The sequence below is a fragment of the Burkholderia sp. Ed8 genome, from assembly GCF_040761425.1.
GTDB classification, from domain to species: Bacteria; Pseudomonadota; Gammaproteobacteria; order Burkholderiales; family Burkholderiaceae; genus Burkholderia; species Burkholderia seminalis.
The window spans coordinates 2,964,918-2,986,343 of record NZ_CP142885.1 but is presented as its reverse complement, the minus strand read 5'-3'; the positions used below and the strand labels follow the sequence as shown (position 1 = coordinate 2,986,343).

The 21,426-nt window shown below is 66.7% G+C and carries 18 protein-coding genes; 10 read left to right on the top strand and 8 right to left on the bottom strand.

Annotation, left to right across the window (positions count from 1 at the left end; genetic code table 11):
- Positions 1 to 22: 22 nt before the first annotated feature.
- The gene (locus VXM69_RS13540) at positions 23 to 469 is read left to right on the top strand and encodes a hypothetical protein (RefSeq protein ID WP_069706707.1); all 447 of its coding nucleotides are present in this window, start codon (positions 23 to 25) and stop codon (positions 467 to 469) included.
- A gap of 26 nt (positions 470 to 495) precedes the next feature.
- Here the strand turns inward: VXM69_RS13540 and VXM69_RS13535 are convergent, their stop codons facing one another.
- The 5 genes from VXM69_RS13535 to VXM69_RS13515 all read right to left on the bottom strand — a co-directional run bounded on the left by VXM69_RS13535 (position 496) and on the right by VXM69_RS13515 (position 6,334).
- Positions 496 to 1,590: a porin gene (locus tag VXM69_RS13535; RefSeq protein ID WP_367188748.1), complete on the bottom strand. Its 1,095-nt coding sequence runs from the start codon at positions 1,588 to 1,590 to the stop codon at positions 496 to 498.
- A gap of 103 nt (positions 1,591 to 1,693) precedes the next feature.
- Positions 1,694 to 3,031, bottom strand: coding sequence for an MFS transporter (locus VXM69_RS13530; protein ID WP_124609983.1), 1,338 nt, complete (start codon positions 3,029 to 3,031; stop codon positions 1,694 to 1,696).
- Positions 3,032 to 3,185: 154 nt separating this feature from the next.
- Complete coding sequence (locus tag VXM69_RS13525; RefSeq protein WP_034190582.1) at positions 3,186 to 4,244, bottom strand: aromatic ring-hydroxylating dioxygenase subunit alpha; 1,059 nt, start codon at positions 4,242 to 4,244, stop codon at positions 3,186 to 3,188.
- Between the two features lie 48 nt (positions 4,245 to 4,292).
- Positions 4,293 to 5,258, bottom strand: a complete 966-nt coding sequence (locus tag VXM69_RS13520; protein ID WP_367188747.1) for a 2Fe-2S iron-sulfur cluster-binding protein — start codon at positions 5,256 to 5,258, stop codon at positions 4,293 to 4,295.
- On the bottom strand, positions 5,255 to 6,334 hold the full coding sequence (locus VXM69_RS13515; protein ID WP_034190632.1) for an aromatic ring-hydroxylating dioxygenase subunit alpha: 1,080 nt from the start codon (positions 6,332 to 6,334) through the stop codon (positions 5,255 to 5,257). Before VXM69_RS13515 ends, VXM69_RS13520 begins: the two co-directional genes overlap by 4 nt.
- A gap of 199 nt (positions 6,335 to 6,533) precedes the next feature.
- Between VXM69_RS13515 and VXM69_RS13510 the strand changes: the two genes are divergently transcribed.
- On the top strand, positions 6,534 to 7,022 hold the full coding sequence (locus tag VXM69_RS13510; protein ID WP_034190580.1) for a MarR family winged helix-turn-helix transcriptional regulator: 489 nt from the start codon (positions 6,534 to 6,536) through the stop codon (positions 7,020 to 7,022).
- A gap of 62 nt (positions 7,023 to 7,084) precedes the next feature.
- Here VXM69_RS13510 and VXM69_RS13505 read toward each other — a convergent pair whose 3' ends face one another.
- Positions 7,085 to 7,831 carry a TetR/AcrR family transcriptional regulator gene (locus VXM69_RS13505; RefSeq protein WP_034190579.1) on the bottom strand — a complete coding sequence of 249 codons (747 nt, stop codon included), beginning with the start codon at positions 7,829 to 7,831 and terminating at the stop codon, positions 7,085 to 7,087.
- A gap of 170 nt (positions 7,832 to 8,001) precedes the next feature.
- Between VXM69_RS13505 and VXM69_RS13500 the strand changes: the two genes are divergently transcribed.
- From VXM69_RS13500 to VXM69_RS13475, 6 genes are all read left to right on the top strand, one after another.
- Positions 8,002 to 9,183, top strand: coding sequence for an isovaleryl-CoA dehydrogenase (locus tag VXM69_RS13500; protein ID WP_034190578.1), 1,182 nt, complete (start codon positions 8,002 to 8,004; stop codon positions 9,181 to 9,183).
- Between the two features lie 31 nt (positions 9,184 to 9,214).
- Positions 9,215 to 10,822 (top strand): carboxyl transferase domain-containing protein, encoded by a 1,608-nt coding sequence (locus tag VXM69_RS13495; RefSeq protein WP_124609980.1) that lies wholly within the window; start codon positions 9,215 to 9,217, stop codon positions 10,820 to 10,822.
- Positions 10,823 to 10,841: 19 nt separating this feature from the next.
- Complete coding sequence (locus tag VXM69_RS13490) at positions 10,842 to 11,627, top strand: enoyl-CoA hydratase/isomerase family protein (RefSeq protein ID WP_367188746.1); 786 nt, start codon at positions 10,842 to 10,844, stop codon at positions 11,625 to 11,627.
- Between the two features lie 36 nt (positions 11,628 to 11,663).
- Positions 11,664 to 13,661 (top strand): acetyl/propionyl/methylcrotonyl-CoA carboxylase subunit alpha, encoded by a 1,998-nt coding sequence (locus VXM69_RS13485; protein WP_124609979.1) that lies wholly within the window; start codon positions 11,664 to 11,666, stop codon positions 13,659 to 13,661.
- Positions 13,662 to 13,988: 327 nt separating this feature from the next.
- Positions 13,989 to 14,192, top strand: coding sequence for a hypothetical protein (locus VXM69_RS13480; protein ID WP_034190574.1), 204 nt, complete (start codon positions 13,989 to 13,991; stop codon positions 14,190 to 14,192).
- A 42-nt stretch (positions 14,193 to 14,234) separates the two neighbouring features.
- Positions 14,235 to 16,349: a phosphocholine-specific phospholipase C gene (locus VXM69_RS13475; protein ID WP_059557471.1), complete on the top strand. Its 2,115-nt coding sequence runs from the start codon at positions 14,235 to 14,237 to the stop codon at positions 16,347 to 16,349.
- A 48-nt stretch (positions 16,350 to 16,397) separates the two neighbouring features.
- On the opposite strand, the gene VXM69_RS13470 is transcribed toward VXM69_RS13475, so the two are convergent.
- Positions 16,398 to 17,717 carry a galactosyl transferase GMA12/MNN10 domain protein gene (locus VXM69_RS13470; RefSeq protein ID WP_034190572.1) on the bottom strand — a complete coding sequence of 440 codons (1,320 nt, stop codon included), beginning with the start codon at positions 17,715 to 17,717 and terminating at the stop codon, positions 16,398 to 16,400.
- Positions 17,714 to 18,409, bottom strand: a complete 696-nt coding sequence (locus tag VXM69_RS13465; protein WP_051701046.1) for a class I SAM-dependent methyltransferase — start codon at positions 18,407 to 18,409, stop codon at positions 17,714 to 17,716. Before VXM69_RS13465 ends, VXM69_RS13470 begins: the two co-directional genes overlap by 4 nt.
- A 279-nt stretch (positions 18,410 to 18,688) precedes the next feature.
- Between VXM69_RS13465 and VXM69_RS13460 the strand changes: the two genes are divergently transcribed.
- Both VXM69_RS13460 and VXM69_RS13455 read left to right on the top strand, forming a co-directional pair.
- Positions 18,689 to 19,831: a DUF2827 domain-containing protein gene (locus VXM69_RS13460; RefSeq protein ID WP_034190571.1), complete on the top strand. Its 1,143-nt coding sequence runs from the start codon at positions 18,689 to 18,691 to the stop codon at positions 19,829 to 19,831.
- Between the two features lie 785 nt (positions 19,832 to 20,616).
- Positions 20,617 to 21,420 carry an EAL domain-containing protein gene (locus VXM69_RS13455; RefSeq protein ID WP_034190570.1) on the top strand — a complete coding sequence of 268 codons (804 nt, stop codon included), beginning with the start codon at positions 20,617 to 20,619 and terminating at the stop codon, positions 21,418 to 21,420.
- The last annotated feature ends 6 nt before the right edge of the window (positions 21,421 to 21,426 follow it).

Below are 21,426 nucleotides of genomic sequence, written 5' to 3'. Positions count from 1 at the left end.
CACGCTGGACGGGAGACCACCGATGAAGAAGATTTCCGCGCCGTTTGCGGCGGCCGCGCTTGCGGCCTGCGCGCTGCTGGCGGGCGTTCACGAGGTCGCTTGCGCGGCTTCGGCCGCCGAACCCGCGATCGATGCGCATTACGGCGCCGTGATCGAGGCCTATACGCAGGACATGGCCGCCGCGAAGACGAAATACGACGGCCGGCGCCTCGTGTTCGTCGGCGCCGTGATCCGGATGGGCAGCGACCCGGCCGGCACGTACTTCGGCGCGCTGACGGCCGACGGCGAGCAGTTCGATACGCATTTCGACGTGGCCGACCAGGCCGCGCTGAAGCCGAAATTCCCCGGCGGGGAGATCAAGCCGTTCGTCACGTCGGCGGCGTTCCGGTTCAGCTGCGTGAACGAAGGCTATATCGATGCGCCCGTATTGCCGGGGTTGAAGCTCTCGCACTGCCGGCTCGCCGATTGACGAGGCGCCGGTGCGGCGTCCGGCGTTCAGAACTTCTGCTGGATGCCGGCCATCACGCCGAGCTGGTTCATTCCGGTACCGACCGTCCCGCCGGCGGCGACCGCGTTCGCGGCCAGCGCGCTGTTGAACATGTAGCCCACCGACGTATAGACGGTCGTCCGCTTCGACAGGAAATAGTTCGCGCGGCCGACGAGCAGCGTGGCATTCGTGCCGCCTTCGCTGTTTTCGCGGCGTTGCAGGTAGCGTACGCCCTGGAGATCGAGCGCGAGGTAAGGCGTCGCGTAATACGTCCCGCCGGCGAACACGATATCGGCCTGCAGGTGCTCGGCCGCCGCGAGGTTGCGGCGGATCCACCCGGCACCCAGTTTCGCGGGGCCGATCTTCACGTAGCCGGCGACGATGTCGCGCGTGTCGGTGTACGCCGGATTGTTCAGCGGCGCGAGTGCGCCGCCGCCGCCGCGCATCACGTCGTGCGATGCGGCGAGCCCGAAATGGCTCGCGTCGTACGCGAGCATCGCCGTGTATTGGCGGCAGGCGACGATGTCGCCGGGCACCTGCCCGGCGCAGCCTGTCGCCGACGGCCCTGCCGGCCCGGCCGCGTCGCGGCCGAAGCTGTAGGTGGCGCCGAGCGTCACGCCGTGGAACGTGCCCTTGTAGCCGATCGCATTGTCGCTGCGCGCGTTCGGCAGATAGGAGTCGAAATCCGCCATGGAGTGAATCGACGGGCCGATCACGTCGGCATTGGTCAGCACGATCATCGACATGTTCATCTGGCGGCCAAGCGTCAGCGCGCCGAACGGACCGCTCACGCCGACGTTCGCCTGTCGCCCGAACAGGCGCCCGCCGTAATTCAGCGCGCCGGTGCCGGGCTGGAAACCGTTCTCGAGCACGAAGAAGGCCTGGTAGCCGCCGCCGAGATCCTCGGTGCCTCTCAGCCCCCACCGTGACGGCACCTCGCCGGTCAGCGTCGGCATGCCCGTGAACGATCCGCCGCGCGCGGCGTTGTTGTAGTAGGACACACCGGTATCGATGATCCCGTACAGCGTGACGCTGCTTTGCGCGCAGGCCGGCCCGGCCAGCGCCATCACCGTCGCGAGTGCGACGCCCAGTTTCGTTTTCATGGCTGTCTCCAAACAGTATGTAGATATGCTTATCGATTTTTTTGAGTGCCCCGGGCGTGTCCGGGAGGCCGACGGGTATCGGCAGGGCTGCGGGCGTTCCGTGTTACGACAGCGCCGGGTCGCGTTGCCGGCGTGGTGCCGCGGCGCGCGTGCCCGCCACGGCGACGGCGATCGCCGCGCCGGCCATCGGTACGAGGAACGCGAGGTAGAGATGGGAGACAGCCCAGCCGTCGTCCAGCAGCGCACCGACGGTCATCGGCGACAGGATCGCGCCGAGGCGGCCGATGCCGACCGCGAGGCCGATGCCGGTCGTGCGGATTTCCGCGGGGTACGGCGTTGGCGACAGCGCATACATGCCGGCCACGCACGCATTGATCACGGCGCCGAGGAACACCGCGACGATCATCCCGATGCCGAGCGAGCCGGTGTTCGCGCCGAACACGACCATTAGCGCGCCGCCGAGCAGCAGGGTCGCGGCGAGCAGGTTGCGCAGGCCGAACCTTGTCGACAGCAGGCTGAAGAGCGACGCGCCCGCAATGCCGCCGAGGTTGAGCAGGACGCCGCCGGTGACGCCCTGCGATGTCGACAGCCCGGCCTGGACCAGCAGCTTCGGCGTCCAGCTCACGACGAAGTAGAAGCTGCCCATCACGAGGAAGAACGCGATCCACAACGCGATCGTGCGGCGCGCGAGCGGTGCGCGCAGCACGGCGGTCCAGCCCGACGCGGGGCTTGCCGTGTCGATGGACGAGGGCGGCAGCGCGGCGATCGGTGAGCGCTTCATTCGCGCGAGGATGCGGTTGATTTTCCGCAGCGCGTCGTCCGGACGCCGCGCCAGCAGGAAGTCGAGCGATTCCGGCAGCATCGCGAGCACCATCGGGATCGCCAGCAAGGTCAGGATGCCGCCGAACGCGAACACGCTGCGCCATCCCCACGTCGACAGCAGGTAGCCGGCGACGACGCCGCCGGCGGTGGCGCCGATCGCATAACCGGTCGACTGCATGCCGATCGCGGCGCTGCGCCACTTGTTCGACGCGTACTCGCCGCTGATGACGGTCAGGCTCGCCAGCATGCCGCCGATGCCGAGCCCCGTGTACGCGCGCGCGACGGCGAGCTGCAGCGTGCTGTGGGTGGCCGCGCAGGCGAGCATCCCGGTCGAGATCACCGTGAGGCAGAGCAGGATGATGCGGCGGCGGCCGACGCGGTCGGCCAACGGCGCGATCAGCACCGAGCCGATTCCCATGCCGGCCAGCCCGGCACTCAGCAGCAGGCCGATTTCCTTGCCGCTCAGTTTCCATTCGGCCGCCAGATGCGGTGCGGCAAACGCGATGGCCAGCACATCGAAGCCATCGAGCATGTTCAGCACGACGCAGGCCGTGACCGCCATCGTCTGGAACACGCTCATCGGGGATTCGTCGATCGTATTGCGGATACTTGCGCTCACGTCAAAGATCCTTGAAAAATAGTATGACTAATTAAATGGGATGAAATCGAAACCGGCGGCAACGAATGGGACGAAAGCGAATGCCTGGGCGGACGAGCCTTCCGGCGAACGCCCGTTGTGTCCGGTAGGTGTGATTCGCGCGCCGGCGCGACGCTTACGCGGGTTCCGGTTGCAGCAGCCGCTCGATCACGCGCCGCGCGCGATTGGGGCCCGCGTCGACATGAATGTCGATCTGGCGGCTGCCCGGAAAGCGCAGCTGATTCCGGTATTGCGCTTCGATCACGGTCTTGTCTTCGTCGAACGTCGCCGCGGACTGCTCGATGACCGTTTGCGCGACGCGCTCCACGTCGTGTTGCGGGTTGGTCGCGACGGTCCAGAAGTAGTGCGTCGTCGTTTCCGTCTCGGGCGTGATGCCGTGGAAGCCGCGCATGTGAAAGCCGCCGCGCGCCGGATCGTGCAGGTCGCCGGTGCCGGCGTCCATCGCGCCGGTCCAGATCCGGATGTGCGACACGTGGAACTCGATTTCCTGCCAGCGATCGACGCGGCCCGCGAACGGCCAGGCGGCGGTGTAGGTCGGCGGCGGGTCGGAATCCGGCATCCGGCGAACCAGCGTCACCGTGTCGCCGTCGCTGCTGACGCGGGTTTCCGCGCCCATGTGCAGCGACGCGTTGCCGCCGATCGTTTTCAGATGGACATAGCCGAGGTGGCTCAGGTCCATCAGGTTGTCGTGAATCAGTTGATACGGCGCATCGTAATGGTAGTTGCCGCCGCCGAACCGGTATTGCGGATCCGCGTGGAACGCGTAGCGCGGCGGTGCGCCGGCCGGTTTCGCGTGCGCGTCGGCGCCGATCCAGATCCACACGATCGCATCCTGCTCCTGCACCGGATACGACGACACGCACGCTTTCGCCGGAACCCGGTCCTGGCCGGGGATCTCGATGCATGCACCGCCGCGGTCGAACAGCAGGCCGTGATAGCCGCAGCGCAGGCCGCGTGCTTCGAGCGAGCCGCACGACAGCGGCAGCGACTTGTGGCAGCAGCGATCCTCCAGCGCGCCGACTTCCCCGGACGGCAACCGGAACAGGACGACCGGACGGCCGAGCAGCGTGCGGGCAACGGGTTGGTCCGTCAGTTCGGACGACAGCGCGGCGACCCACCATCGGTCGAGCGGGAAGGGCGTGGTAGTGACCGGTGGCCGGGCACGTTGCTCCATGGATCGTCTCCAGTATTGTGGTTGGCCGCCGCGGATCGGGCGGTCCGTCTACAGATCGAGTACCAGCAGGTCGCTTCGCGATCGCGAACAGCACGGCATGAACTGGTCGCCGGCCGCCTGTTCCTCTTCGGTCAGATACGAGTCGCGATGATCGGGCTCGCCTTGCAGCACGCGCGTCACGCAGGTGCCGCATACGCCTTGCTCGCACGACGTCAGCACGTCGACGCCGTTCGCCGCCAGCGCCGCGACGACCGTGCATTCGGCCGGCACGTCGATCACCTGGCCGCTGCTCGCGATCCGGACCCGGAACGCGCGGTCCGCACCGGACGACGCAACCGTGCCGCCGAAGAACTCGTAGTGCAGCCGCGCTTCGTCCCAGTGGCGCGCGCGCGCGGCGTTCAGTACCGCGTCCATGAAGCCGCGCGGGCCGCATACATACAGGTGGGTGCCTTCCGGCGCGGCGGCAAGCACGGTGGCCAGATCGAAGCGTTGCGCGGGGTCGCCGTCGTCGACGTGGAAGCGGGTGCGATCGTGAAACCCGGCTGCGTGGATTCGCGCGACGAACGCCATGCGATCGGTCGAACGCGCGCAGTAGTGCATGTCGAACGGCTGGCCCGACGAGAACAACCGTTCCGCCATGCTGAGGATCGGCGTGACGCCGATCCCGCCCGCGAGCAGCAGGTGGTGCGGCGCGTCGGGCGCGAGCGGAAACTGATTGCGCGGCACGCCGATCCGTACGATATCGCCTTGGCGGACTGCGTCGTGAATGGCGCGCGACCCGCCGCGCCCGTCGGCGTCGCGCAGCACGGCGATCTGATAGCGATCACCGTGCTCCGGGTGGTTGCACAGCGAATACTGGCGCACGAGGCCGCCCGGCAGATGCACGTCGATATGGGCGCCGGCGTCGAAGCGGGGCAGCGGCGCACCGTCGTCGCTGACGAATTCGAAGCCGCAGATGTCGCGCGCTTCCTGCCACTTGCGCGCGACGCGCACCGTCAGGGTCGCGGCGCTCATGACGCCGCCTTGACGGGCGCGACCGGGATCACGGGCCGCTGCGGGTTCGACGCGTTCTCGTCGGCGAGCAGCCGCTCGATCACCTTGCGCGACATTACGCCGCCGGCGTCGATGTTGAGCTTGAGCAGCTTGCGATCGGGCCACTTCTCCAGGTTGCGCTGCTGGCGCTCGAGCATCTCGAGATCCTCGGCGAAGATCTTGCCCTGGCCTTCGCGGATCTCGGCGGTCAGCGCGGGGTCGTCGGGCCGGAAGTTGCGCGCCATGCCCCAGAAGTACCAGATCGAGGTGTCCGTCTCGGGCGTGATGAAGTCGACCACGATCGACGACGCCTTCAGGTCGGCCGGCGCGTCGTAGCCGCCGTGGCCCGCATGCGCGACGCCGACTTCGATCATCACGTGGCTCGGCGGCGAGAAGCGGCAGATCTGCCAGCGGTCGACCGGCACGTCGTCGGCCAACCCGTTGCCGCGCAATGCCATCCGCCAGAACGGCGGCGGCATCACGTTCTCCATGAAGCGGCTCGTGACGACTTCGTCGCCGTGGCTGGTCGTCTTCGGCGGCGCTTCGTCGATTTCCTTCTGGCCGATGCTCGTCGCATGCACGTAGGTTTCGTGCGTGAGGTCCATCAGGTTGTCGATCATCAGCCGGTAGTCGCAACGGATGTGATACAGGCCGCCGCCGTGGGCCCAGGCCGGATCCTCGGCCCACGCCAGCGCGGGCAGCTTGGCCGGATCGGCCGCCGCCGCATCGCCCGGCCAGACCCAGATGAAGCCGTACCGCTCGACCGCCGGAAAGCTGCGAATCGGCGGGAAGCCGCCGACGCGCTGGCCCGGCATGCCGGCCGCCTTGCCGTTACAGCCCATTTCCAGCCCGTGATAGCCGCACACGAGCACCCCGTCGCGCACGAAACCCAGCGACAACGGCGCGCCGCGGTGCGGGCAGAAATCCTCGAGCGCGGCGACCTGGCCGTCCGCCGCGCGGTAAAACACCATCGACTCGTTGCAGATCGTGCGGCCCAGCGGCTTGCCGTCGATTTCATCGGGCGTGCACGCCACGTACCAAGCATTCTTGAGAAACACGTTCGTCGTCTCCTTCAGGTCGATGCCGCCGGTACGCGGCATCTCTTCATTCCGTGTACTGAATGAGATTCAGTGTACTCATCGAGCTTGGCTGGAGCAAGGCGGGCGGTATACTGGTTTTCCCGGGAAATGGCGCGAGGCAGCGCCATGCCGTCGGCGCGCGCAACCGGCGCGCGTCGCCTATGTCATCGACTCATTCATGGAAAAAACGAATCCCGCCGTCGCGCCGGCTTTCCCGCTCGATCTGTACGACGAACCCGGGCACCTGATCCGGCGCGCACACCAGATCGCGGTTGCGATGTTCTACGAGAAGCTGGGCCGGGACGTGACGCCGGTGCAGTACGCGGTGCTGCGGATGCTCTACGAAAGCCCGGGGCTCGATCAGGTGACGCTCGCGCAGCGGGTGGCGCTCGATACGTCGACGACCGCGGATCTCGCGGTCCGGCTCGAAGCGAAAGGATTGATCGTGCGCGAAGTGCTGCCGCGACGTCAGCGCCGCCTGTTGCTGACGCCGGCGGGCGTCGAACTGCTCACGCACCTGATTCCGTCGGTGAAGGAGCTGCGGGCCGGCCTGTTCGACGGAATGGGAGAGGACGATTCGCAGGAACTGATGCGCCTGTTGCGCAAATTCGTCCATTTGAACAACGAGCAAAGCCGCGCGCCGCTGCGCGTCGGCGAGGAGTCGTAGCGGCGCCGAGCTCGCCCGGCAGCGCGCGGCACCGGGGTGGCGGGCGCGCCGCCCGCCGCGCGTCACGCGCGCGCGTTTTCGTCTTCCAGCCGCCGCACGGCTTCCGCGACTTCATTCCTGAAACGCACGAGCGCCGCCTGTTCCGGCGCCGGCGGCTGCATGGCGGCCCACAGCATGTCGATCAGCTGCGCGGCCGTCGTTTCCGTATCGAGCTTGCGGTGCCCGAGGATCGCATCCCACAGCACGTGCTCCATCGGCCCGAACACCATCGAACGCAACAGGCTCAGCGGCAGGTCCGCACGCACCTGCCCGGCCGCCTGGCCGCGCGCGAGCACGTCCATCAGCGGCGCCGTGTAGCGGCGCTGCAGTGCGGTCAGCTCGTCGCTCAGCGCATGCTGCTTCGCGCGGCCTTCCGACAGCACCAGCGCGCACAGCCCCGTGCCGTTCACCAGCATCAGCCGCAGGTGGGTGCGCACGATGAACGCGAACTGCTGCTGCACCGATGCATCCCGCGGCATGCCGTGCTCGAACGCCGCGATGATTTCGTCGTACCAGTCCGCGATCACGCGCGCGCACAGCTCGCGCTTGCCGCGGAAGTAGCTGAACACCGTCGCCTCCGACACGCCCACGCGCTGCGCGATCTCGGCGGCCGTCGCATGCTCGTAACCTTTTTCGGCGAACACTTCACGGCCGGCGCGCAGAATGTCCTGCACGCGCTGCTGGGATTTGCGCCCGGCGGGCGCGCGCGGCGCGTCGGCGCGATCGGCTTTGGCGGTGTCGGTCATGGTGTCGGCGGGAGCGGCTGTCATGTCCACATGATATCTGAGTGTCACTCAAAAAACTATTGACGCCGAACCCGGCGAGGCGCGAAACTGTGCAAAATTTCCGCTTTATTGGTTAATGAATTGGTGCATTCATTCGATTTGAGCGAAACTCAGAAATGGATGAGTGCGACACACTTTCTGGAGACGGAGGAGACATGATCAACCTGCCCGGCGTGCAATTCATGCTCGGTGAAGACATCGAGATGCTGCGCGACGCCGTCGCGACGTTTGCGGCGAAGGAAATCACGCCGCGCGCGGCGGAGGTCGACCGCACCGACCAGTTTCCGATGGATCTGTGGAAGAAGTTCGGCGATCTCGGCGTGCTCGGCATGACGGTCGCCGAGGAATACGGCGGCGCGAACATGGGCTACACCGCGCACATGGTCGCGATGGAGGAGATCTCGCGCGCCTCGGCGTCGATCGGCCTGTCGTACGGCGCGCACTCGAACCTGTGCGTGAACCAGATCCACCGCAACGGCACCGAAGCGCAGAAGCGGAAATACCTGCCGAAGCTCGTGTCGGGCGAACACATCGGCGCGCTCGCGATGAGCGAGCCGAACGCCGGTTCCGACGTCGTCAGCATGAAGCTGCGTGCCGACAAGCGCGGCGATCGTTACGTGCTGAACGGCACGAAGATGTGGATCACCAACGGCCCGGATTGCGACACGCTCGTCGTCTACGCGAAGACGGACGTCGAAGCCCACTCGCGCGGCATCACCGCGTTCATCGTCGAGAAGGGGATGAAGGGCTTCTCGGTCGCGCAGAAGCTCGACAAGCTCGGCATGCGCGGCTCGCACACGGGCGAGCTGGTGTTCCAGGACGTCGAGGTGCCGGAAGAGAATATCCTCGGCCAGTTGAACGGCGGCGTGAAGGTGCTGATGAGCGGCCTCGACTACGAGCGCGCGGTGCTGTCGGGCGGCCCCACGGGCATCATGGCCGCGTGCCTCGACGCCGTGGTGCCGTATATCCACGACCGCAAGCAGTTCGGCCAGTCGATCGGCGAATTCCAGCTGATCCAGGGCAAGGTCGCCGACATGTACACCACGTTCCAGGCGTGCCGCGCGTACCTGTACGCGGTCGGCCGCCATCTCGACTCGGCGGGCAGCGACCATATCCGCCAGGTGCGCAAGGATTGCGCGGGCGTGATCCTCTACACGGCCGAGAAGGCGACGTGGATGGCCGGCGAGGCGATCCAGATCCTCGGCGGCAACGGCTACATCAACGAATATCCGGTCGGCCGCCTGTGGCGCGATGCGAAGCTGTACGAGATCGGCGCCGGCACGAGCGAGATCCGCCGGATGCTGATCGGCCGCGAGCTGTTCGCGGAAACGATGTAACGCCCCACGTCACGCGAACGGAGCCTCGTCGATGCCGATCATCGAATCGAAACTGAACCCGCGTTCGGAAGACTTCCGCGCGAATGCCGCCGCGCTCGAGGCGGTCGTCGCCGACCTGCGCGCGAAGATCGAACAGCTCGCGCAGGGCGGCGGCCAGGCCGCACGCGACAAGCACCTGTCGCGCGGCAAGCTGCTGCCGCGCGATCGCATCGCGCAACTGCTCGATCCGGGTGCGCCGTTCCTCGAGCTGTCGCAGCTCGCGGCGAACGGCATGTACAACGACGACGCGCCGGGCGCGGGCGTCATCACCGGGATCGGCCGCATCGCCGGCCGCGAATGCGTGATCGTGTGCAACGACGCGACGGTCAAGGGCGGCACCTACTACCCGATCACCGTGAAGAAGCACGTGCGCGCGCAGGAAATCGCCGCGGAAAACCGGCTGCCGTGCGTCTACCTCGTCGATTCGGGCGGCGCGAACCTGCCGAACCAGGACGACGTGTTTCCCGATCGCGACCACTTCGGCCGCATCTTCTTCAACCAGGCGACGATGTCGGCGGCGGGGATCGCGCAGATCGCCGTCGTGATGGGCTCGTGCACGGCCGGCGGCGCCTACGTGCCGGCGATGAGCGACGAGTCGATCATCGTGAAGGACCAGGGCACGATTTTCCTCGGTGGCCCGCCGCTGGTGAAGGCCGCGACGGGCGAGGAAGTGAGCGCCGAGGATCTCGGCGGCGGCGACGTGCACACGCGCCTGTCGGGCGTGGCCGATCATCTCGCGCAGAACGACGCGCATGCGCTGTCGATCGCGCGCAACATCGTCGATCATCTCGCGCCGAAGATCGCGTCGCCGGTGGCGCTGCGCGAGCCGAAGCCGCCGCGCTACGATGCGAAGAGCCTGTACGGCGTGATCCCCGTCGATACGCGCAAGCCGTTCGACGTGCGCGAGGTGATCGCGCGCATCGTCGACGATTCGGAATTCGACGAATTCAAGGCGCGCTACGGCACGACGCTCGTCACGGGCTTCGCGCACATCTGGGGCCATCCGGTCGGGATCGTCGCGAACAACGGCATCCTGTTCTCCGAATCGGCCGTGAAGGGCGCGCATTTCATCGAGCTGTGCTGCCAGCGCAAGATCCCGCTCGTGTTCCTGCAGAACATCACGGGCTTCATGGTCGGGCGCAAGTACGAGAACGAAGGCATCGCGCGGCATGGCGCGAAGATGGTGACGGCCGTGTCGAACGCGAAGGTGCCGAAGTTCACGGTGATCATCGGCGGCTCGTTCGGCGCCGGCAACTACGGGATGTGCGGTCGCGCATTCGGCCCGCGGTTCCTGTGGATGTGGCCGAATGCGCGCATCTCGGTGATGGGCGGCGAGCAGGCCGCGTCGGTGCTCGCGACGGTGCGTCGCGACGGCATCGAGGCGAAGGGCGGGTCGTGGTCGACCGACGAAGAGGAAGCGTTCAAGCAGCCGATCCGCGACCAGTACGAGCGCCAGGGCCATCCGTATTACGCGAGCGCGCGGCTGTGGGACGACGGCGTGATCGACCCGGCGCAGACGCGCGACGTGCTCGGCCTCGGCCTGGCCGCATCGATGAACGCGCCGATCGAAGACACGCGCTTCGGCGTGTTCCGCATGTAACGCCCGGGAGGACCGACCGATGCGATACGAAACGATCAAGGTAAGCGAAGCCGGCCGCGTGGCGACCGTCACGCTCGCACGCCCCGACGTGCGCAACGCGTTCAACGAGACGACGATCGCCGAGCTGACCACCGCGTTCGAATGGCTCGATGCGCACGAAGGCGTGCGCGCGATCGTGCTCGCGGCGGAAGGCGCCGCGTTCTGCGCGGGCGCGGACCTGAACTGGATGAAGAAGATGGCCGGTTACTCGGACGACGAGAACCGTGCCGATGCGCGCAAGCTCGCGCGGATGCTCGAGGCGATCCATCGCTGCGGCAAGCCGGTGATCGCGCGCGTGCACGGCGACGCCTATGCGGGCGGCGTGGGCCTCGTCGCGGCGGCCGACATCGCGATCGCCGCCGACGGCGTGAAGTTCTGCCTGTCGGAAGCGCGGCTCGGGCTGATCCCCGCGACGATCGCGCCGTACGTCGTGCGGGCGATGGGCGAGCGCGCGGCGCGCCGTTATTTCACGACGGCCGAGGTGTTCGACAGCGCGCGGGCCGCGTCGCTCGGCTTCATTCACGACGCGGTAACGGCCGATACGCTCGACGAAACGGTCGCGAAGCTGGCCGCGACGCTCGTCGCGAACGGTCCCGACGCGGTGAAGGCGTGCAAGCGGCTCGTCGCCGACGTGGCCGGCCGCCCGCTCGATGCGACGCTGATCGAGCAGACCGCCGACTGGATCGCGCGGACCCGTGCCGGCGCGGAAGCGCGCGAAGGGATCGCGTCCTTCCTCGAAAAGCGCACGCCGTCGTGGCGTGAATGATCGCGTGACCCCCACTCTCCGGACGACATCGAAGCCATGTTCGACAAGATTCTGATCGCCAACCGCGGCGAAATCGCGTGCCGCGTCGCCGCGACGTGCAAACGTCTCGGGATCGCGAGCGTCGCCGTCTATTCCGACGCGGACGCGAACGCGAAACACGTGGCCGCGTGCGACGAAGCCGTGCACATCGGCGGATCGGCCGCGGCAGACAGCTACCTGCGCATCGAGCGCATCATCGAAGCCGCGCGCGCGACCGGCGCGCAGGCGATTCACCCCGGCTACGGTTTTCTGTCGGAAAACGAAGATTTCGCGCACGCGTGCGAAGCGGCCGGCATCGTGTTCATCGGGCCGCCGGTCGACGCGATCGCGGCGATGGGGTCGAAGGCCGCCGCGAAAGCGCTGATGCATGCGGCTGCCGTGCCGCTCGTGCCCGGCTATCACGGCGACGACCAGGATGCCGGCAACCTGCATCGCGAAGCCGACGAAATCGGCTATCCGGTGCTGCTGAAGGCGAGCGCGGGCGGCGGCGGCAAGGGGATGCGCGTGGTCGAGCGCTCCGACGATTTCCCGGCGGCGCTTGCGTCGTGCCAGCGCGAGGCCGCGAGCAGCTTCGGCAACGACCGCGTGTTGATCGAGAAATACCTGACGCGCCCGCGTCACGTCGAAGTGCAGGTGTTCGGCGACACGCTCGGCAATACCGTGTACCTGTTCGACCGCGACTGCTCGGTGCAGCGCCGTCACCAGAAGGTGCTCGAGGAAGCGCCGGCGCCGGGCCTGCCCGACGACGTGCGCCGCGCGATGGGCGAAGCGGCCGTCGCGGCGGCGCGCGCGGTCGGCTATGTCGGCGCGGGCACCGTCGAATTCATCATGACGGGCGACGCGTTCTACTTCATGGAAATGAACACGCGCCTGCAGGTCGAGCATCCGGTCACCGAAATGGTCACGGGGCTCGATCTCGTCGAATGGCAATTGCGCGTCGCGTCCGGCGAGCCGCTGCCGCTGCAGCAGGACGATCTGCGCGTGCGGGGCCATGCGCTCGAGGCGCGTCTTTATGCGGAGAATCCGGCGCGCGGGTTCCTGCCGTCGACGGGCACGCTCAAGCACCTGCGGCTGCCGGCAGGCGTCGAGTTCGACATCGGCGCGGCGGTGCGCGTCGACAGCGGCGTGCGCGAAGGCGATGCGATCACGCCGTTCTACGATCCGATGATCGCGAAGCTGATCGTTCACGGCGCGGACCGTGCGGAAGCGCTGGGCCTGATGCTGCGTGCACTGCGTGCGTGCGAGGTGGTCGGCCTGCATACGAACGCCGCGTTCCTGCAGCGGATCGTCGCGTGCGAACCGTTCGCGACGGCCGATCTCGACACGGGGCTGATCGAGCGCAACCACGATGCGCTGTTCGCGCCGCAACAGCCGCCGCGCGCGGCGCTTGCACTTGCGTGCGCGGCATTGCTCGCGCGCGAACGCGGCGCGGCCGCGCAAGGTGCATCGCCGTGGGGCGCCTTGCCGGACTGGCGGCTGAACGGCGGCTATCGCCGCACGCTCGAATGGCATGCGGCCGATCGCGAAGCGGACGTGACGGTCACCTACGAGGACGACGGCGCCGGCGCGCGACTCGCGACCGGCGATGACGCCGCGCAACCGTTCGCATGGACGCGCGGCGCCACGCCGCTCGATTTCGACGTGATACTCGGTGGCGTGCGCGGCAGCGGCCGCGTGTATGCGGACGGCGACACGTTCCATGTGTTCACGCAGGGCACCTCGGAGACGTTCGAATGGCGCAACCTGCTCGCGCATGCGGGCGATGCGGAGCAGGGCGGCGGACGTTTGACCGCGCCGATGCCGGGCAAGGTGATCGCGGTGCTGGTCGAACCGGGCCAGAAGGTCGAAGCCGGTACGCCGCTCATCGTGATGGAAGCGATGAAGATGGAACACACGATCGGCGCGCCGAGCGCGGGCGTCGTCGCGGAAGTGCTGTACGGCGTCGGCGACCAGGTCGCGGATGGCGCGCAGTTGCTGATGATGGCGGAAGGCTGACGCCAGTCTGCACGCCGTGTGCAAGCCGGCCGCGCTGCGGCCGGCCCGCACAAGAATGCTTCTCGAATCACGGTGCGCGCGCCGTTTAGGCCGCGCCGCCCCGATGTCGTCGGCCCGCGAAGCCGCACGTTCAGCCAACATCAATCTTTCGAACGACTTACGAATCGCGTCATTCCGGCCAGGCCACCACGTGCCGCGCTCCGCGTGCGCGTCGATCTCCCTTTACTCGACACCGTCGTGTAACAAGTCGAACATAGCATCTCGGCGTCGATATGACCGACGCGGGTTCGCGTCCGTGTCACGTCATCACCCCCACGGAGAACCGTTATGCGAAAGTCGGCCCTGCGGCCTTTCGCGGTCGTTGGCCTGATCGCGCTGACAGCCCTCCTCGGCGCCTGCAACGACGACCTGACCGCACCCGCCGCGCCCGTCGCGCAGCAGAAGGCCGCGTGCGGCGGCGCCGTCGTCGCCACCGCGCAGATGCATTGCCCGCCGGGTTTCACCGCACCGGCATCGTCGCCCGCTTCCTGATACCGGCTGTTTTCACCAGAAATCCAATCACGAGCAACCAGCATGGCCAACCATTCGCGACGCGATTTTCTGAAGTTCTCCGCCGGTCTCGCCGGCGCGACCGCCGCCACCGCGCTGCTTCCCGAGTCGATCCGCAAGGCGCTGGCGATCGAGCCGAATTCCGTGACGGGCACGATCCAGGATGTGCAGCACATCGTCGTGTTCATGCAGGAGAACCGCTCGTTCGATCACTACCTCGGCCACCTGAGCGGCGTGCGCGGCTACAACGATCGCTTCCCCGTCACGCTGCCGAACGGCAAGCCGGTGTGGTTCCAGCCGCGGCAGGAGGACAAGACGAGCGTGATCGCGCCGTTCCGCTACGACACGACCAACCCGGGCGTCAACGCGCAATGTATCGGCGGCCTGCCGCATACGTGGGCGACGACGCACGGCGCGATCGACAACGGCCGCGCGGATCAGTGGGCCGTACAGAAGTCGAACATGACGATGGGCTATCACGTTCGCGACGACATCCCGTTCCATTACGCGCTCGCGGATGCGTTCACGGTGTGCGACCACTACTTCTGCTCGATTCCGGGCAACACGCACCCGAACCGCATGTACCTGATGACGGGCATGGTCGATCCGCTCGGCACGGGCGGCGGCCCGCTGCTCGACAATACCGACTACATCGACAACCCGTTCGACAAGGTCCAGTTGCCGCCCTTCAGCTGGACGACCTACCCGGAGCGGCTCGAGAAGGCCGGCATCTCGTGGCAGATCTACCAGCAGGGCACCGGGTTCGACAACTTCACCGGCAACTACGGCACGAACATGCTCGCGTGCTTCAACAACTTCGTGAATGCGCCGGCCGGTTCGTCGCTGCAGACGCGCGGGATGAGCACGCGCCCGATCACGCAGCTGAAGGCCGACGTGCAGGCCAACGCGCTGCCGCAGGTCTCGTGGCTGCTGCCGCCCGCCGCGTATTCGGAGCATCCGAAGTTCACGCCGCTGTACGGCGCGTACTACCTGTCGACGATCCTCGATGCGCTGACGTCGAACCCGGACGTATGGAGCAAGACCGTCCTGCTGATCATGTACGACGAGAACGACGGCTTCTTCGACCACGTCGTGCCGCCGTCGGCGCCGACGCTGCCGGGCTCGGGCATGAGCACGGTGGACGTGTCGCTCGAGCGGCACAATGTCGTGACGTCGACGCAGGCCGGCACGTATACGGCCGACAACCTGCCGTACGGCCTCGGCCCGCGCGTGCCGATGTTCGTCGTGTCGCCGTGGTCGAAGGGCGGCTTCGTGTGCTCGCAGGTCTTCGATCACACGTCGGTGCTGCAATTCATCGAGAAGCGCTTCGGCGTGATCGAAACCAACATCTCGCCGTGGCGCCGCGCGATCTGCGGCGACCTGACGTCGGCGCTCGATTTCTCCAGATCGGATGCCACGCTGCCGACGTTGCCGAGTACGCAGGCATATGTCGCGCAGGCGGACCTGCAATGCTCGCGCGCGTCGTCGCAGACGGCGCCGGCCAGCACCGCGCAGCAGGTCGTGACGGCGCAGGAACCCGGCACGCGGCCGGCTCGCGCGCTGCCGTACGAGCTGCACGTGACGGGCCGGCTCCAGGCGCAAGGTTATGCGGTGACGTTCGCCAATTCGGGCACGCAGGGCGCGCACTTCTGGGTCTATACGGGCGATCCGACCGCGATGCCGCGCCGTTATACGGTCGAGGCCGGCAAGCAGTTGACCGACACGTGGGCGCTCGACGCGAACGGCAACTACCTGGTGAGCGTGTGGGGGCCGAACGGCTATTTCCGGCGCTTTGCGGGTTCGGCCGCCGCGGATGCCGCCGCGAAGCCTGAAATCACGCCGTGCTACGACGTGGCGAACGGCGACGTCTATGTCACGATCGCCAATGCGGGCACCGGCACGCTCACGGTCACGGCGACCGATGTCGCGTACGGCGGCGCGGCGCGCACGTTGACGATTCCCGCCGGGCAGCGCATCGAAGCGCGCTGGGACCTGTCGTGCAGCAGCCAGTGGTACGACCTGCAGTTCGCGGTGGCCGGCAACGCGGGCTGGACGCGCCGCATCGCGGGGCACGTCGAAACCGGCAGGGCCAGCGTCACCGATCCGGCGGCCGTCGCGCCGACGATCACGCCGATCTGACGGTATCCGGTGCGTCGTCCTTGCGGGTTCGATGCCGAAGCGGCGGTGTCAGCCCGGCAGCCCGTCGTCATGCGCCATCATCAGCGCGCGCATCGCCGACCACATGCCGTAGTAGTGCACGATGTAGCTGTCCGCGCGGCGGAACAGCCAGGGCGTGTTGAGGCTGACGAGATCGGCCACGCCTTCGCCGTGCAGCTGCCCGTCGCGCTCCATCGCGCGAATGAAATGCAGCTGGTCGCCGTCGCTCGCGTAGACGCTCGACCGGTCGTGCAGCGCGGCGATCGTCGTCATCAGGTCGCGCAGCATCGCGTCGTTGCGTTCGGTGCGGCGGAACGCCATCACGCCCGAGTTGAACGCCCACTGGCCGATATCCTGCGCAAGCAGCCAGTCGCGCCCGTCGAGCAACGGTTCCAGCGGCTGCTGCTGATTCGCGATCAGTACGTCGGCATCGAGCCACACGACCCATTCATGATGCTGCAGGTACGCGTGCAGCAGCCACGGCTTGAACCAGTTGCCCGTTGCGTTCAGCCCGATCTCCGCGGGGATGTCGCGATGCACGTGGAGCGTGTAGCCGTGCGTGTCGCAGTAGCGCCGGAAATTGCGTTCGGCGACGCGGGCGTAGCTGCCGATGTTCGGCGTGTACAGCATCATCAGCGCGATCGGCCGGCCGGGATTGTACGTGCAGCGCTCGGCGGCTTCGTCCGGTGCGGCCGCGGCATGATCGAACGAGAACATCGGCCGGCCTGCGGCGCGGCAGCGATTGACGTACGCGACGAGCGTGTCGCGAAAACGTGGCGTCGCGCCCTTGCGCGCGGGATCGTGCGGCGTGTCGTCGATGCTGATCGCGAAGGTGGGCTCGCGGCTCCACATCGGATCGAGATGGGGGCCGCACGGCATGACGGCGTACAACCCGTCGATCAATTCCAGGTAGCGATGCGTGTCGAGCCCGTCGAACAGCGCGGCCTCCGACGTCAGCTTCGGCTCGCTGCCGAGCTTGCAGCGCTGCACGAGCTGCATCACGATCGCGCGCACGTCCGCCGTGTTGCGCCAGATCTGCACGTCGACCTGCGGCAGCGGCGGCGCGAACGCGTCGACCAGCAGCATGTCGCGCCCGGCCATCAGGCGTTCGAGCGCGACGGGCTCGATGATCGCCGCGTCTTCGCCGAGCAGCAGCACGAGTGCGTCGGGCTGCGCGCCGCGCAGTACGTGGAGCAGCGATTCGTAGCGATACAGCGGCCGCAACGGCAGCGCCTGCGGCATCGCGGACGCATCGACGATCTCGTGACGATAGCCGTGCGCCTGCGCGTACCAGCGGTGATTCTCGAGACTGGCGGGCGCGGGTTGGCTGAAATGGCTGAGGACGATCATCGCGCGCTCCGCAGGCCGGGAAGCGGCCTGCGCCGCAAGCGTTCGCGAACGCTCTCCATGTTCCAGAGCCCGAGGCAGCGATCGGACATCGGCACGGTGCCGATGTCGCCCCCGTAGATGATGCATTCGTTGCTGCCTTCGACGAGCAGCGTCAGCGGCGGGGCGAGGTCGAACGGCGGCATCTCGAGGTTGATGGGCGTCCACTGGCCGGTCGCGATTGCCGCGTTGCGCGGATAGCTGCGATAGATGAAGGTCGTGGTCAGCAGGTAGCGCGCGCGGGTCGCGGCGAAACGCTCGAACGCGCGGAACACGTCGGCGTGCGAAAAGTGGAACAGGCAGTCGCGGCAGAGGATCAGGTCGGCATCCGGCAACGGATCCCGCAACAGGTCGAGATGCACGAACCGGCGGTTCGGCGCCGCCCACGTTGCCTGGTTGGCCGCCACGAGGTTTTGCACGATGTCGGCGCCGATGTAGTCGATGCCGTCGAGGTCGACATGGCGCATCCAGTTGAAATCGCCGCACGGCGCATCGAGCATCGAACGCACGCCGAAGCGGCGCAGCAATCCCGGCAGCTCGCGAATGACCTGCACGGTGTTTTTCAGCTCCGAACCCCACCCGGACACGCTTTCCTGCGAGTGCCACCCCTGTTCGTCGTGGATCTTCTGGAAGACTTGCGCGGCATCGTGGTCCATTCTGTCAGCCTTTCTTGTCATCGAGGTGCGGCGTGGTCGTGTGCGTGCCCGCTCGAATACCCCGGAAAAGCCTGCCGGCCGGTGGCGCAGCGGGTGGCATGAGTATCGCATAACGATCCGGCGGATTTGCACGGCCGCGGCGGGCGCTGACCATGTCTGACAGTGTGCGGACGGCGCTCCGCTAGAATGCCGGGTTGGCCGCCGCCGCTTGACGCGGGCGGCGCTCCGCGCGCTACACTGCGCCATGCCGCTCCCATTCAACCTTCCATCCTGCCGACGATGACGTCTCCTGTCCTGAACGGCCTGCGCATCGGTATCACGATCGGACTGCGTGCCCCTGACGAAAGCCTGTGGATCAACGGCATCAAGCAGAACGCGCTGTTTCTCGCGAAGCTGCTGATGGCGTCGCCGCACGGCTACCGCGTGACGCTGGTCAACACCACCGACGTGCCGCTCACCGACGCGCTGCCGTGGGACCGCAACGTGTACGACACGCGCGCGTTCGCCGACATGAAGGATGCGCTCGACGTGGTGATCGAGCTCGGCGGCCAGATCGACGGCGAGCAGACGGCCTACCTGAAAGCACGCGGCGCGAAGCTCGTCAGCTATTGCTGCGGCGTCGAGTACATCAACGCGATGGAGTCGATGCTGTTCGGCCGCCGGCTGTGGGATTCGCTGTTCATCAACCGCGGCTACGACGAGGTATGGGCGATTCCGCAGATCGCGCCTTCGTCGCTGCCGTTCCTGCAGTCGCTGCGCCGCTGCCCGGGGCGCGTCGTGCCGTTCGTGTGGGATCCGATGTTCCTCACCGCACGCGCGCAGACGTTGCCCGAGCACGGCGAATACCGGCCACGCAGCGAGCCCGGCAAGCGGCTGACGGTGATGGAGCCGAACCACAACGTCGTGAAGTTCTGCGTGTATCCGATGCTGATCATCGACGAAGCGTATCGGCGCGACCCCGACGCGATCTGCTTCACGCACGTGACGAACGCCGATCGCCTCGCGCACGACAGCCCCGAGTTCGTGATGCTGATGAATTACCTGGACATCGTGCGCGCGGGCAAGGCGAGCTTCGTCGGTCGCTTCGACACGCCGGTGTTCCTGGCCGACCTGACCGACATCGTCGTGTCGCACCAATGGTCGAACCCGCTGAACTACTTCTATTTCGACGTGTGCTGGCAGGGTTATCCGCTCGTGCACAACGCGAGCCTCGCGCCCGACCTCGGCTACTACTATCCGGACAACGACGTGCAGCAGGGCGCCGACGCGCTGCTGCGTGCGCTGCATACGCACGACGACGACTGGGAAGCATACACGCGGCGCCAACGGGAGATCCTCGGCCGCTACACGTCGGCGAATCCGGCGCTCGTCGCCGAGTACGACGCGCTGCTCGCGAACCTGATCGGCACGCCGGCCGCATAAGGCCCGATTTTCCACGGCGTACTTTCATGACGCCGTCGGCCGCCATCGGGGTTGTCCCGCCCTAATGTCTGACGAAATGGTGCCGTTAAAAAAGAAACCGCCGAACCCGATCGGTTCGACGGTTTTGAAGGCACGAAATTGACGGCTCCGAGGGAAGTCCGTCGGAAACAATTTTATAGGTTAACAAGTCTTTAAGATTGTTAAATATGGTTCAATTCATAATCATCATATAAATAAAACTTGATATTATTGATTTGACGCGGTGAATTCTGTTTCGAGATTAAATAATGTCGTTTGCAGCGAGAAAATTGAATGCTGCGGTGATCGAATGATGCGCGGCGGCCGGTTTCCGGCGGATGGCTGCCCGGGTCGAGGGCCTGCGTCGCGGGCCCGTGCATCAATGGAAAACGGTGATTCGTGCATCTGCTTTAGTCTGATCAATTAACGATTTTTCGATTTGCAGTCCCGTAATGTCGTGAAAGAAATCGATTCGGATAAAACTGTCCGGGCGATGAAGATAAGCGAGCTGGATTCGAGGTTCCGTATTTTGTGTTGTGTAACCTGTCGCACTGTCGGCATGATGCGTGCATGGTGTATTGGCAGTAGTTGAATATCACTGAAAATATCGAATTTGACGGCGCGCCGAAGCGAAAAGTACGCTCCCGGAAAAAATCGTCATAACAGGATGGGCCGGGTAGGCGGCGGAGCGCGTCAGGGTAGGTTTGCTCCGCGTGTTTGTTGAGGTCGAGCCGCGATCGGCGGCTCGCCATTTGCCGGAGCGCCGGATGAATGCGGTCGAAGCTCGCCTGGAGGCGAATCGGGAAGCGAATCGTGACGAAATCGATCTCGTGTTCGGCGCCCCCGACGATCATGCCGACCTCGCGTCGGTACGCAGTTTCGTGGAAAGCCGGCTCGGGTTCGCGCACGAACCGGTGTGCCGGGCCGACCTGTCGGGCGGTGTGCTGTATCAGGAGCGTCTGGCGCGGTTGCGCTGGGGCGAGCGCGATGCGCTGCCGCCGCTCGCATTCTTGCCGCGCCTCGAGGCGCTCGGGCTGATGCGCTGGTTCGACCGGCTGGTGGTCGGCCGGACGATCGACGCGCTGCGCGCCGATCCGGCCGCGGTGCTCGGTTGCAACGTCGCGGCGGCGAGCGCGGTCGTCGACGACGCGTGGCTGGCGATTTTCAGGCGGCTCGAGCGCGAGCCGTCGGTGGCGGCGCGGCTGGTGGTCGAGATCACGGAGACGGGGCCGCTGAACCCCGTCGCGGGCCGGTCGTTCGTGAACCGCTTCCGGCAGGCCGGTTGCCGGATCGCGATCGACGATTTCGGCGTCGGTTTCAGCGCATTGAACAATCTGGTGGTCGGCAATCCCGACATCGTGAAGCTCGACCGGTCGGTCTTGTCGATGATCAAGCGCAACGCGATCGGGCGTTACCAGTTCCGCAGGCTGATCGCGTTCGCGCACGAAGGCGCGCGGCACGTCGTCGTCGAAGGCGTGGAGAGCGAGATCGACCGGCAGATCATCGTGGATGCCGGTGTCGCCTGGGCGCAGGGCATCCGCTTTTCATGGCGGTCGCCGGCCGCAGTGTGACGGCGC

What these genes read in the sequence shown, in the direction of transcription:
- VXM69_RS13540 (WP_069706707.1), top strand. Translation starts at nt 23, where the DNA reads ATGAAGAAGATTTCCGCGCCGTTTGCGGCGGCCGCGCTTGCGGCCTGC.
- VXM69_RS13535 (WP_367188748.1), bottom strand. Translation starts at nt 1,590, where the DNA reads ATGAAAACGAAACTGGGCGTCGCACTCGCGACGGTGATGGCGCTGGCC.
- VXM69_RS13525 (WP_034190582.1), bottom strand. Translation starts at nt 4,244, where the DNA reads ATGGAGCAACGTGCCCGGCCACCGGTCACTACCACGCCCTTCCCGCTC.
- VXM69_RS13520 (WP_367188747.1), bottom strand. Translation starts at nt 5,258, where the DNA reads ATGAGCGCCGCGACCCTGACGGTGCGCGTCGCGCGCAAGTGGCAGGAA.
- VXM69_RS13510 (WP_034190580.1), top strand. Translation starts at nt 6,534, where the DNA reads ATGGAAAAAACGAATCCCGCCGTCGCGCCGGCTTTCCCGCTCGATCTG.
- VXM69_RS13505 (WP_034190579.1), bottom strand. Translation starts at nt 7,831, where the DNA reads ATGACAGCCGCTCCCGCCGACACCATGACCGACACCGCCAAAGCCGAT.
- VXM69_RS13500 (WP_034190578.1), top strand. Translation starts at nt 8,002, where the DNA reads ATGATCAACCTGCCCGGCGTGCAATTCATGCTCGGTGAAGACATCGAG.
- VXM69_RS13495 (WP_124609980.1), top strand. Translation starts at nt 9,215, where the DNA reads ATGCCGATCATCGAATCGAAACTGAACCCGCGTTCGGAAGACTTCCGC.
- VXM69_RS13490 (WP_367188746.1), top strand. Translation starts at nt 10,842, where the DNA reads ATGCGATACGAAACGATCAAGGTAAGCGAAGCCGGCCGCGTGGCGACC.
- VXM69_RS13485 (WP_124609979.1), top strand. Translation starts at nt 11,664, where the DNA reads ATGTTCGACAAGATTCTGATCGCCAACCGCGGCGAAATCGCGTGCCGC.
- VXM69_RS13480 (WP_034190574.1), top strand. Translation starts at nt 13,989, where the DNA reads ATGCGAAAGTCGGCCCTGCGGCCTTTCGCGGTCGTTGGCCTGATCGCG.
- VXM69_RS13475 (WP_059557471.1), top strand. Translation starts at nt 14,235, where the DNA reads ATGGCCAACCATTCGCGACGCGATTTTCTGAAGTTCTCCGCCGGTCTC.
- VXM69_RS13470 (WP_034190572.1), bottom strand. Translation starts at nt 17,717, where the DNA reads ATGATCGTCCTCAGCCATTTCAGCCAACCCGCGCCCGCCAGTCTCGAG.
- VXM69_RS13465 (WP_051701046.1), bottom strand. Translation starts at nt 18,409, where the DNA reads ATGGACCACGATGCCGCGCAAGTCTTCCAGAAGATCCACGACGAACAG.
- VXM69_RS13460 (WP_034190571.1), top strand. Translation starts at nt 18,689, where the DNA reads ATGACGTCTCCTGTCCTGAACGGCCTGCGCATCGGTATCACGATCGGA.
- VXM69_RS13455 (WP_034190570.1), top strand. Translation starts at nt 20,617, where the DNA reads ATGAATGCGGTCGAAGCTCGCCTGGAGGCGAATCGGGAAGCGAATCGT.